This is a genomic window from Streptococcus sp. 2022WUSS037 (assembly GCF_044427225.1).
Classification (GTDB): Bacteria; Bacillota; Bacilli; order Lactobacillales; family Streptococcaceae; genus Streptococcus.
Map to the genome: position 1 here is coordinate 23,957 of NZ_JAOTGJ010000023.1, position 12,995 is coordinate 36,951.

Consider the following 12,995-nt stretch of genomic DNA (forward strand, 5'->3'; position numbering starts at 1 on the left):
CACCCCAGCTGGAGAAGTTGGGGTGGTTTTTGGTATAATAGTTCTATGACTTTAAAACCTTTTACAAAATGGACAGGTGGGAAGCGGAAGTTACTAACTCAGCTACATGAACACCTACCATTTGAATACAATAGATATTTTGAACCGTTTGTTGGAGGAGGGGCACTGCTCTTTGATTTAGCTCCCGAAAATGCCGTTATAAATGATTTTAATGAGGAATTGATAAATACTTATTTACAGATAAGGGATAATCCAGAAGCATTACTTGATTTATTGCACATTCATCAAGAGAACAATTCCAAGGAATATTACTTGAATGTTCGTTCGGTTGACAGAGATGGTAGAATAGAAATTATGTCCGATGTGGAGCGAGCAGCACGCATACTGTACATGCTACGAGTAAACTTTAATGGCTTATATCGAGTGAACTCTAAAAATCAGTTCAATGTTCCTTACGGTAGATACAAAAATCCAAAGATAGTAGATTCTGAACTTATTCAGCGTGTATCCAGATACCTAAACGATAATAATATTTTAATCATGCATGGAGATTTTGCTACGGCAGTTGAAGAAGCTGTTGCAGGTGATTTTGTTTATTTTGATCCTCCATATGTTCCGTTAACGGCTACTAGTTCTTTTACTTCTTATACGCATGAAGGTTTTTCTGATCAGGATCAGCGTCGATTAAGGGATACTTTTGTAGATTTAGACCGAAGGGGAGTTAATGTAATGCTTTCTAATTCTTCAAGCCCAGTAGTTGAGGAATTGTATGCAGGTTTTAATATTTCCCGAGTTGATGTATCGAGAACGAATGGAGCAAGTAATTCTAGTCGTGGAAGAATTCAAGAAATTATTGTAAGAAATTATGGCGAATAACGAATATAAGTATGGAGGGGTCTTAATGAACAAACCATACTATCATAAGAATAAAGCTATTTTGGTACACGCAGATACATTTGAATTTTTGGATAAAATGAAGCCAGAGAGCATGGATATGATTTTTGCAGATCCACCTTATTTTTTAAGTAATGGGGGAATTTCTAATTCTGGAGGTCAAGTTGTTTCTGTAGATAAGGGGGACTGGGATAAGGTTAATTCTTTAGAAGAAAAACATGAATTTAATAGAAAGTGGATTCGCTTAGCAAAAAATGTGTTGAAACCAAATGGGACCATCTGGATTTCAGGAAGTTTTCACAATATTTATTCAGTGGGTATGGCCTTAGAACAAGAAGGGTTTAAAATACTAAATAATATTACTTGGCAGAAGACAAATCCTGCACCAAATCTTTCCTGTCGTTACTTTACTCATTCAACGGAAACTATTTTATGGGCTCGAAAAGATGATAAAAAAGCTCGTCATTTTTATAATTACGAACTTATGAAAGAACTCAATGATGGCAAACAAATGAAAGATGTTTGGGTTGGAGGACTAACAAAAAAATCTGAAAAATGGGCAGGTAAGCATCCGACTCAGAAACCAGAATATCTTTTAGAACGAATTATTTTAGCTTCAACTCGAGAGGGAGATTACATACTTGACCCATTTGTAGGAAGTGGGACAACAGGAGTTGTTGCTAAACGTTTGGGAAGAAAATTTATTGGGATTGATGCCGAACGAGATTATTTAAAAATAGCGAGAACTAGATTGGATAAGGAAGATGGCAAGAAGAACTTTTCATAGCTGGTTTGAAACTTTTACAGATACGGTCGCTGACTGGAGCTACTACGTTGACTTTACTAAAGTTTTTAATAATATGAATGACCTGTATTTGAGAACTAATTTGAATATCTTGAATACGTTGGTAGGAAGTAAAAAAATTCGAGAAGATTTTATCGCAATTTGTGACAAGTATCCAGATGTGTTAACTGTCATACCAATTCTTTTGGCTGTACGTTTGGAATCTCAAGGCCGAGGGAAGAATCGTAAACCAATTGCTTTACCTATTCGCGAGTATGGAGATGATTTTGTAAAAAGCTATGACTTTGATTTTTATTCTCCTAACTATGCCATAGAGGATTATGCCGATTTACTAGAGAATACAGGTGTTTTTGAACTATTGCAATCACATCTAGTTAAAAACTTACAAGACTATGTTTACGGTGTAGAAGTCGGATTAGATTCTAATGGTCGCAAAAATAGGATGGGTAAGATAATGGAGGATTTGGTTGAAAGAGAGCTTCAGAATGCAGGACTAGAAGAAAAAATGGACTACTATAAACAAATACGAACTGGGGAAATTGAATCACTATTTCATATTGATCTAAGTTCTATAACGAATAATGGTAAAAATCATAAAAAATTCGATTTCGTAATCCAAATAGATGATCAATTGTACTTAGTTGAAGTAAACTTTTACTCCAAATCAGGGTCAAAACCAAATGAAACCACTCGTTCGTATGAAAATTTAGCAGAAAAACTTACTGAAATTTCGAATGTTCATTTTGTTTGGATAACAGATGGTGGGGGTTGGCAAAGGTCTATATCTAATTTAGAGGAGGCATTTGAAAGAATACCTAGATTGTACAATCTCCATGATATTCGGAATAAAAATATTAAAGAGTTATTAGAAGTGGAGATGGACTAATGAATTTGCAAGCTTATATAAATTTATCTGCTGAAGAACGCTTAAAAATATTTTTAAGTACTTTATCAGTTACTAATCGAACGCCAGATTACTATGTCAATTGGTCTAAGGTTGAGCGAGAAACAAAAAAATATGAGTTAGAGTTAAATACTTTGAATTATCTAATTGGTAAAGATGATATATATAACGAAGCGTTGGAGCTTTTTAATAAACAACCAAGTTTATTAAAAGCTATTCCAAGTTTGATTGCAAGTCGTGATAAAGCACTGGATATTTTATCAATTGATGCCGATGATAATATGAGTTTTGATAATTTAGATTTTGCAATTATTGATGAAGATAGGATTGTAGATTATACTAACTTTGTAGATGCAACAGGGTTACTAGATTTCTTGCAAAAGAAAGCCAATCGCTCTTTAGTGGACTATGTTTATGGAGTAGAGGCGGGACTTGACAGTAATGCACGTAAAAACAGAAGTGGTACTACCATGGAGGGGATCTTAGAGCGAACAGTAGCACGTGTCTGTAAAGAATATGGATTGGAGTTTAAGTCACAAGCAACAGCTCCATTTATAAAGGACAATTGGGGGATTGAGGTCCCTGTTGATAAGTCGGAACGCCGGTTTGATGTTGCTGTATTTTCGAAAGATAAACATAAATTATGGTTAATTGAAACGAATTACTACGGTGGAGGCGGTAGCAAGTTAAAGGCTGTAGCTGGAGAATTTACAGAATTAAGTCAATTCGTCACAAAAACTACAGATGATGTTAATTTTGTGTGGGTAACAGACGGTCAGGGTTGGAAGACTGCTCATCTTCCTTTAGAAGAAGCATTTGGTCATATAATCCATGTTTTCAATCTCGACATGCTAAAACAAGGTTACTTATATGATTTGTTTAGATAATCAAATTTGCTCACCTCGTGTGAGCTTTTTCCATTCCCGAACATTCTTCTGTTCTTTCTATCAAAAACCGTCTGTTTTTGCTATACTGTTTATAGAAAATCCGTTTTTGAGGTGTGAAAAATGAAACTTTTGGTTGTTGGGTCTGGTGGTCGTGAACATGCTATTGCAAAGAAATTGTTAGAGTCTGAACGGGTAGAACAAGTCTTTGTTGCTCCTGGAAATGACGGAATGACTTTAGATGGGATTGAATTAGTGAATATCGGTATTTCCGAACATTCTGCTCTCATCAACTTTGCTAAGGAAAATGACATTGCTTGGACGTTTGTTGGTCCAGACGATGCTTTGGCAGCAGGGATCGTTGATGATTTTGAACAGGCGGGACTAAAAGCTTTTGGCCCGAGTCGTCTAGCCGCGGAGCTGGAGTGGTCAAAAGACTTTGCCAAACAAATCATGGTCAAATACGGCATTCCAACAGCAGCCTTTGGCACATTTTCCAACTTCGAAGAAGCCAAAGCCTACATCGAAGAGCAGGGGGCTCCCATCGTGGTCAAGGCGGACGGCTTGGCACTGGGCAAGGGCGTGGTCGTGGCGGAAACCGTCGAGCAGGCGGTCGAAGCGGCACGGGAGATGCTTCTGGACAACAAGTTCGGTGACTCAGGTGCCCGCGTGGTCATCGAGGAGTTCTTGGCGGGCGAGGAGTTTTCCCTCTTTGCTCTGGTCAATGGGGACCAGTTTTACATCTTGCCGACAGCTCAGGACCACAAGCGTGCCTTTGACGGCGACCAAGGTCCCAACACAGGCGGCATGGGGGCTTACGCTCCTGTTCCCCACCTGCCTCAAAGCGTGGTGGACACAGCGGTTGACACCATTGTCAAGCCCATTCTGGACGGCATGATTGCGGAAGGGCGGTCGTATCTGGGCGTACTCTATGCTGGCTTGATTCTGACCGACCAAGGTCCCAAGGTCATCGAGTTCAACGCCCGTTTTGGCGACCCAGAAACCCAGATTATCCTGCCTCGTCTGACCTCTGACTTTGCTCAGAACATCGACGACATCCTCCACAAACGCCCGACCCAGCTGACTTGGCTGGATAGTGGCGTGACACTGGGCGTAGTCGTGGCTTCAAATGGCTACCCACTGGACTATGAGAAAGGCGTAGAGTTGCCAGCGAAGACTGAGGGCGACCTCACGACCTACTATGCTGGGGCTCGTTTTGCGGAAAATAGCAGAGCACTGCTGTCAAACGGCGGTCGAGTTTATATGCTGGTCACCACAGCAGATACCGTCCAAGAAGCCCAAGAAAAAATTTACTCGGAGTTAAAAAATCAAGATACGACAGGTCTCTTTTATCGGACAGATATTGGGAGTAAGGCCGTGAAATAAGGGATAAAGAAAAGGAAGTACAAGTATGAATATTCCAATTTCCATCATCATGGGCTCTAGTTCCGACTGGAAAACCATGAAAAAAGCAGCCGATGTGCTGGATAAATTTGGCGTAGCCTATGAAAAGAAAGTAGTCTCTGCCCACCGCACCCCAGACCTCATGTTCCATCACGCCGAAGAAGCTCGTGGCCGTGGCATCAAGGTTATTATCGCAGGAGCGGGCGGTGCGGCTCATTTGCCAGGTATGGTAGCAGCCAAGACCACCCTGCCTGTCATCGGTGTCCCTGTCCAGTCTCGTGCCCTCAGCGGTGTGGATTCGCTCTACTCTATCGTGCAGATGCCGGGCGGTGTGCCTGTTGCGACCATGGCAATCGGTGAAGCAGGTGCGACCAATGCAGCCCTGACCGCTCTTCGCATTCTCTCCATTGAAGACCAAACCATTGCAACTCAGCTGGCAGATTTTGCCAAGGAACAGGAAAAAATTGCGGAGGCGATGACAGATGACCTCATCTAAGACAATCGGAATTATCGGTGGCGGTCAGCTGGGGCAGATGATGGCTATTTCCGCTATTTACATGGGTCACAAGGTCATCACGCTGGATCCCGCGGCGGACTGCCCAGCCTCCAAGGTCAGCGAGGTCATCGTCGCTCCCTATCACGATGTGTCGGCCCTCAAACAGTTGGCGGAGCGTTGCGATGTCCTAACCTACGAGTTTGAAAATGTCGATGCCGACGGACTGGACGCAGTCATCAAGGACGGCCAGCTCCCTCAGGGGACAGACCTCCTTCGCATTTCCCAAAACCGCATCTTTGAGAAGGATTTTTTGGCAAAAAAAGCTGGCGTGCAAGTCGCCCCCTACAAAGTCGTCACATCTAGCCTAGACCTAGAAGGTCTGGACCTCAGCAAAAACTATGTCTTGAAAACAGCCACTGGGGGCTATGACGGACATGGCCAGAAGGTCATTCGAGAAGAGGCGGACTTGGTAGAGGCTAGTCAGTTAGCCAACTCTGCCGAGTGTGTCTTGGAAGAGTTTGTGAATTTTGACCTAGAAATCTCCGTCCTTGTGTCTGGCAATGGCTCCGACTACACCGTCTTTCCTGTACAGGAAAATATCCACCGCAATAATATTCTTTACAAAACTATTGTGCCGGCCCGTATTTCAGATGAACTAGCTGAAAAAGCCAAAACCATGGCCCTACAAATCGCAGACAAGCTCCATTTGGCAGGCACCCTCTGCGTTGAGATGTTTGTGGCAGGGCAGGATATTCTGGTTAACGAAATCGCCCCTCGCCCTCATAATTCGGGACATTATTCTATTGAAGCCTGTGATTTTTCACAGTTTGACACCCATATCCGAGGCATTTTAGGGGAGCCCCTGCCCCCTATCCGCCTGCTTTCTCCAGCTGTTATGATCAATGTCCTCGGACAAGACATAGAAGCAGTCCAAACCTTTCTTCAAGAAAATCCTACCGCCCATCCCCACTTTTATGGTAAACTAGAAGCAAAGCACAATCGCAAAATGGGACATGTGACGGTGTTGGGGAAAGATGTTGAGGTGGGTTTCAGCCACTAATTTGAGGAATATGAATAAAAGAGGAGTTTGTAAATGGCAATAGATTTTAAAAAACAGCTAAAACAAGGAATCAAAGAACTACAGAAAAATCCAATTGATATCTATGATACACTAGATAGGAGTGCATCTGTTGGTCCATTGAGACCAGTGCAACTAACTATACTAAAAAAGTGGTATGAAGAAAGAAGAGATGACAAAGAATTAATAATTAAACTTCCAACAGGAGCAGGTAAAACACTAATTGGACTGTTGATTTTAAAGTCAAAATTAAACTCAGGAGAAGGACCTTGTTTGTATATTTGTCCTAATAATTATTTGGCTAATCAAACAAAATTAGAAGCAGAACGATTCGGTATTGAGGTTTGTCAATTTACCCAGTTCAATGACATTCCTAGAGAGTTTCTAGATGGAAAAGCAATTTTAATAACAACAGCTCAAAAATTTTTTAATGGTATGACTGTATTTGGTTTGGACGCACGATATATTGAGATTGGTACTATCGTATTAGATGATTCTCATGCGTGTATTGATATTGTTAACAATGCTTTTAGTATTACTTTGAATAAAGGAGAAGGAGCCTATGAGGAATTGTTAGACCTGTTTACACCAAATTTGAAACAACAAGGAGAAGGAACTTTTATTGATCTCTGTGAGGGTGAGTTTGATAGTCTAATGCAAATTCCATATTGGAGTTGGGAGGAGAAAAGTTCAGATGTTCTAAGAATTCTATCTAAATATAAATATGTAGAAGAGATAAAATTTTCTTGGAGTATTTTGAAAGATATAATTCCTAAGTGTAAGGCATTTATTTCTGGCAATTCAATAGAAATTTCACCATACTATATTCCGATTGAGAAATTTCCAGCATTTCAGAATGCAAAAAATAAAATTTTAATGTCAGCTACTACACAAAATGATACTTTTTTGATTCAAGGATTAGGATTCCGAAAAGAGACGGTATCACATCCTCTTGTGGATCCTACTTTACTTTGGTCTGGTGAAAAAATGCTCATTATTCCTGAATTGTTAAATGCAGATCCGGCTTTTTCACTAGAGTTAAGAAGCCATTTTTCAAAATTGGAATATCCCTTTGGATCGGTGGCTATAGTTCCTTCAAATAAAAAGTCAGAATTTTATACAGTAAATGGAGCTGAATTAATAAGTCAGGAAGATTTAATTGAAAGAGTGGAGTATTTAAAGAACAATAATTACTCAAAAAATAGAGTTAATTTGGTTGTAATCAGTAATAAATATGATGGTATAGATTTACCAGATTCGGCGTGCCGATTTTTAATATTGGATTCACTACCCTACTTTCAAAATTTAAGTGATAGTTATGAAGAAAGAGTCCGACCAAGCGGAGATCTTATACAAAAAAAACGTGCTCAAAAAATTGAACAAGGTTTAGGACGAAGTGTTCGTGGTGAAAAAGATTTCAGTGTAATATTGTTATTGGGGAATCATTTAGTAAATTTTATTACAAATTCAAAAACAAAAAAATATTTTTCACCAGAGACTCAGAAACAGATTGAAATTGGAGATTCAATTATGTCATTAAGTGGAGTTGAACAGTTTAGTTCCAATACTGAGTTTATAAAGCATATTATTTCTGTCATGAAACAATGTATCGATAGGGATGAAAGTTGGAAAGAGTATTATACTCAATCTATGAATCGCCCTATAGAAATTCTTGAGCAAGAAGAAAACTATTTTGAGATGATAGAGTTAGAATATGAAGCTGAGAGAGAGTTTTACAAGGGAAATTACTCATTAGCTATATCAAAGATTCAAGATTTAGCGGATAGAGCCCCAGATCCATTAGAAAAAGGCTGGTATCTTCAATCTAAGGCTAGGTTTGAATTAAACAATAATAAGATGCAGTCAACAAATACACAAAAACAAGCTCAAAAACTCAATTGTAATCTTCTTATACCGTCTGACGTAATTGATTATGAAAAACTAGAGTATGTTGATGGCAATAGGAATCAACGAATTATTAACTTTTTGAAGCAATATTCTCGTCACGAAAAACTTCTGCAAGAAGTACAGACTCAACTGGATTATCTAAGTTTTGGACAAAGAGCAGATAAATTTGAAACAGCATTGGATTTTATTGGACAATTATTGGGTTATGTAACTGACCGACCAGATAAAAAAATCAGAAAAGGTCCCGATAATCTATGGTGTGTTCGAAATAATGAATACTTTATGTTTGAATGTAAATCAGAAGTGAAGGAAAGTAGGGAATCAATTACAAAAACTGAAGTAGGACAATTCAATAATCACTGTGGATGGTTTGAGGGAGTCTATGGAGGTATGACGAAAGTAAACAGATTTATATTCATTCCTACACAAAAGGTATCTTATGAAGGTCATTTCACACATGAAGTTAAGGTTATTAGGAAACATAAGCTAAATTATTTAAAAAGGAATATACTAAATTTTATAAAAGAATTGGCAGCATACAATTTTTCAGAAATGCATATTGATAAAATAAATCAGTTATTGGTTACTCATGAACTAAAAACTGACGACTTTGAAAGTTTGTATTCTGAAGAGATTATAGTTACAAAATAAGTAGTAAAATAAATGAAAGGGGAGGATAATGTGTTCTCGACCTTGAACACGGACGGAAAGCTTAAAATTTAGATAAACCGCCTTGGATATAAGAGTCCGTCGTTGGTTTTCTAAAATTTAATCGTTTTCTTGTCGTCCTCTGTATCATAAACAATGATCAATCGTTATTCCCGCCCTGAGATGGCGGCTATTTGGAGTGAAGAGAACAAGTACAAGGCTTGGCTGGAGGTGGAAATCCTCGCTGATGAGGCTTGGGCTGAGTTGGGTGAGATTCCCAAGGAAGATGTAGCCTTGATTCGTGAGAAGGCGACCTTTGACATCGACCGCATTTTAGAGATTGAAGAGGAAACCCGTCACGATGTGGTGGCTTTCACCCGTGCAGTTTCGGAAAGTCTTGGTGAGGAACGCAAGTGGGTTCACTACGGGCTGACATCGACCGACGTGGTGGATACGGCTTACGGCTACCTTTACAAGCAGGCCAACGACATTATCCGTCGTGACCTTGAAAACTTTACCAATATCATCGCCGACAAGGCTCGTGAGCACAAATACACCATCATGATGGGCCGGACCCACGGTGTCCATGCGGAGCCAACGACCTTCGGTCTTAAATTGGCAACTTGGTACAGCGAAATGAAACGCAACATGGAGCGTTTTGATGTAGCGGCCAAGGGTGTTGAAGCTGGTAAAATTTCAGGTGCGGTTGGAAACTTTGCCAACATTCCACCATTTGTGGAAGAGTATGTTTGTGGCAAATTGGGTATTCGTCCGCAGGAAATTTCGACTCAGGTCCTTCCTCGTGACCTTCACGCAGAATATTTCTCAGCCCTAGCCTTGATCGCAACGTCTATCGAGCGTATGGCGACAGAGATCCGTGGGCTACAAAAATCTGAACAACGTGAAGTCGAAGAGTATTTCGCCAAGGGCCAAAAAGGCAGCTCTGCTATGCCCCATAAACGCAACCCTATCGGCTCTGAAAATATGACCGGTCTGGCTCGCGTGGTGCGTGGTCACTTGGTGACGGCTTTTGAAAATGTGGCCCTCTGGCACGAACGCGATATTTCCCACTCGTCAGCGGAGCGGATTATCACGCCGGATACGACTATCCTCATCAACTATATGCTCAACCGTTTTGGCAATATCGTCAAGAACTTGACGGTCTTCCCTGAAAATATGAAACGCAATATGGAGTCGACTTTTGGCTTGATTTACAGCCAGCGAGTCATGCTCAGCTTGATTGAGAAAGGTATGACCCGTGAGGAAGCCTATGATTTGGTGCAACCAAAAACTGCGCAGTCATGGGATAATCAAGTGGACTTCAAGCCCCTTCTCGAAGCGGATGAGCGTGTGACAGCCAAACTCAGCCAGGAAGAAATTGATGAACTCTTCAACCCAGACTACTATGCTAAGCGGGTGGATGATATCTTTGCTCGACTTGGTTTATAAAAAATTAAAATTCTTTGGATTTTCCAGAGAATTTTTTTGTTTACTTGCGAATAAATAGGTGAAGGGGAAAACAACCTTCTTCCGCTAGACAATCATTCGTGAGTAAAAATAAATTATTTTTACAAAAGTTTACGAATAGATAAGTGTGGGGGAAGCAAGCTCACAACTTATTCAAAAAAAGTAAGATTTTTTCAAAAAAATGACAACGACTTGCGAATAAGTAAGTGAGAGGGAAAACACCCCTCAAGGAGATACACACTTGAAAAAATAAATCATTTTCCAAATGATTTACGAATAAACAAGTGTAGGAAAAATGAAAGGAGAAGAAGGATGATTATAGCACCAGTTTTATGGATTTTATCATGGTGGAAAAAATAAGTTTGTTTTAATTTAGGGGAGTAGAGATGATAACAGTTCAACATATCCATAAACAGTTTGGAGACAAGGTTGCCTTAGACAACATTAGCTTTGACATTCAAGAAGGACAAATCTTTGGATTCTTGGGTCCCTCTGGCTCGGGAAAGACAACCATGATTAAGATTATTACCGGGCAGCTACCAGCAGATAGTGGAAAATCTTATCTACTAGGTAAAGAATCGACCCTATTGTTACCAGAGGACTTTGAAGCAATGGGCTTGGTCAGTGATTCAAGTGGTTTCTTCGAGAAGATGACCTTGGAAAATAATTTGTTGTTCTATGCAAAATTCTTTGGTGTCAGTTCGAAAGAAGTAGAGGTTATTCTACAAAAAGTAGGATTGCTGGATAGTAAAAAGACAATTGCAGAAAAACTATCTACAGGCATGAAGCAACGAATGTTGCTTGCAAGAGCCTTAATCAATTCACCAAAAGTATTGTTTCTTGATGAGCCGACAAGCGGTCTAGATCCTACAACTTCAAAGCGGATTCATGAACTCTTATTGGAGCTAAAAGGTAAGGGGACGACGATCTTCTTGACCACGCATGATATGGCAGAAGCGACATTCTTATGTGATCAATTGGTTCTATTGAATCAAGGAAATTTGGTTGAAAAGGGAAGTCCGCAGGATTTGATTCATAAGTATAATGTCACTAAAAAAGTGAGGGTTACTTTTGAGGACGGTAGTGATCATGAGCTATTGTTTAGTGAATTAACACCTGAGAAGTTAGCTCAGGCGACAACTATTCACTCTTGTGAGCCGACTTTGGAAGATATTTTTATTCAACAGACAGGAGCAACCTTAAATGTATAAACGATTTTTAGCCTTGCTTTGGCTTCGAACACAAGTCTTGGTGACCAATAAGAACATTCTATTGCCAGTATTGATGCCCTATTTCATGTTACTACTGTTTAAGTTTGTGATGAAAACAGATGATACCAAGGCAATGGATTTAATGGGAATTTGTTTTTCAATGGCTATTGGTATGTCAGTAGGAAGTCCTATATCAGCAATGATTTCTGAAGAAAAGGAAAAGAATAATCTGTCTACCTTGTTACTGACAGGTGTTCGCCCGAGTGAATATGTGCTGTCTATTTTGTGTTATCCTGTTGTCATTAGCTTTGTCAACCTCATTCTATTTCCAGCTATCACACAGGCTGATGTATCAGGATATATTCTTAGCTATTCGGTTATCATGCTTTTGACATCACTGGCTTCCATTTTAATCAACCTTTTAATCGGGGCAACTTCCCAATCTCAATCCAAGTCACAGGTTACCTCGATGCTTATCACAATGGCAGTATCTATGGGACCAAGCCTGTCTTTGATGAATGAGACAGTGGGGCAGATTTTGAAATATAGTTTTCTAGGAGCTTATATTGAATTTTTCAAAAATCCCCATTTTAAACTTTTGGATCAAGAATTCTATTACCTATTGGGGTGGATTGCCCTGATTAGTTTGGCCTTGATTCTCTACTTGGGAAATTGGCGGAAATATTTTAGGAACTCCCTATCAGGAATAAAAGAAAAAATCCAATATTCTTTATAATATGAGTAAATTAGAAAGGAGAAATTTATGGTATCAGCATTCATTATCGGTGTCGGTGTAGGAATTATTGTTTATTGTATTCAAAACTAATAGGAAATTGAAGAAAGAGTATTATATTATGAAGGAGGAGAATTATATGTTAGTAGCTGCAGTTGCAGGTTTCGTTGTAGGATATGTGGCGGCACATTATTTGAGACCATAACTGAATAAGAAGAATTCTTTGGATTTTCCAGAGAATTTTTTAGTTTCCCTTAAGTTTTGAGAGTTATACTCTATTTAAGCTAGAAATAGCAAAATTTTTACTGAATGATTTTCAGTATCGTCATCCGTAAGAGCTAAAGCTCAAACGGCTGGCATATCTTTTTCATATAATCTCCAGAAAACAGTCGGCAAAGTGAAGGAACCCACTGAAAAAGTCATCAACTTGATGGCTTTTTTTGCTATACTAGAGTCGAGGTGATTCCTATGCTTGATAATCAAATTCAGTTAGATCTTAGTTCCTATTCTCCCCTGTATGATATTGTTGTTCCCAAAAATCATTTTTTACGGCAGCTAACGGA

General features: G+C 39.5%; 11 protein-coding genes. All 11 read left to right on the plus strand.

The features are described from left to right. The first annotated feature begins 45 nt into the window (after positions 1–45). Complete coding sequence (locus tag ODU55_RS08430; protein ID WP_398582534.1) at positions 46–876, plus strand: DNA adenine methylase; 831 nt, start codon at positions 46–48, stop codon at positions 874–876. Further along, entirely contained in the window at positions 866–1,681 is an 816-nt protein-coding gene (locus tag ODU55_RS08435; protein ID WP_105116513.1) for a site-specific DNA-methyltransferase, read from the plus strand. The genes ODU55_RS08430 and ODU55_RS08435 overlap by 11 nt, the downstream gene beginning before the upstream one ends. Continuing rightward, positions 1,659–2,585: a type II restriction endonuclease gene (locus ODU55_RS08440; RefSeq protein WP_398582535.1), complete on the plus strand. Its 927-nt coding sequence runs from the start codon at positions 1,659–1,661 to the stop codon at positions 2,583–2,585. Before ODU55_RS08435 ends, ODU55_RS08440 begins: the two co-directional genes overlap by 23 nt. Further along, the gene (locus ODU55_RS08445; protein WP_105116515.1) at positions 2,585–3,490 is read left to right on the plus strand and encodes a type II restriction endonuclease; all 906 of its coding nucleotides are present in this window, start codon (positions 2,585–2,587) and stop codon (positions 3,488–3,490) included. The genes ODU55_RS08440 and ODU55_RS08445 overlap by 1 nt, the downstream gene beginning before the upstream one ends. Positions 3,491–3,610: 120 nt before the next feature. Continuing rightward, positions 3,611–4,873, plus strand: coding sequence for a phosphoribosylamine--glycine ligase (gene purD / locus ODU55_RS08450; RefSeq protein ID WP_398582536.1), 1,263 nt, complete (start codon positions 3,611–3,613; stop codon positions 4,871–4,873). Positions 4,874–4,898: 25 nt separating this feature from the next. Beyond that, on the plus strand, positions 4,899–5,387 hold the full coding sequence (gene purE / locus ODU55_RS08455) for a 5-(carboxyamino)imidazole ribonucleotide mutase (RefSeq protein WP_398582537.1): 489 nt from the start codon (positions 4,899–4,901) through the stop codon (positions 5,385–5,387). Further along, positions 5,374–6,447, plus strand: a complete 1,074-nt coding sequence (gene purK / locus ODU55_RS08460; protein ID WP_398582538.1) for a 5-(carboxyamino)imidazole ribonucleotide synthase — start codon at positions 5,374–5,376, stop codon at positions 6,445–6,447. The genes purE and purK overlap by 14 nt, the downstream gene beginning before the upstream one ends. A 33-nt stretch (positions 6,448–6,480) precedes the next feature. Beyond that, positions 6,481–9,024 carry a DEAD/DEAH box helicase family protein gene (locus tag ODU55_RS08465; protein WP_398582539.1) on the plus strand — a complete coding sequence of 848 codons (2,544 nt, stop codon included), beginning with the start codon at positions 6,481–6,483 and terminating at the stop codon, positions 9,022–9,024. Positions 9,025–9,177: 153 nt separating this feature from the next. Beyond that, positions 9,178–10,470, plus strand: a complete 1,293-nt coding sequence (gene purB / locus ODU55_RS08470; protein WP_024407795.1) for an adenylosuccinate lyase — start codon at positions 9,178–9,180, stop codon at positions 10,468–10,470. A 404-nt stretch (positions 10,471–10,874) separates the two neighbouring features. Further along, positions 10,875–11,699, plus strand: a complete 825-nt coding sequence (locus ODU55_RS08475; RefSeq protein WP_398582540.1) for an ABC transporter ATP-binding protein — start codon at positions 10,875–10,877, stop codon at positions 11,697–11,699. Beyond that, complete coding sequence (locus ODU55_RS08480; RefSeq protein ID WP_398582541.1) at positions 11,692–12,435, plus strand: ABC transporter permease; 744 nt, start codon at positions 11,692–11,694, stop codon at positions 12,433–12,435. Before ODU55_RS08475 ends, ODU55_RS08480 begins: the two co-directional genes overlap by 8 nt. Positions 12,436–12,995 lie beyond the last annotated feature (560 nt).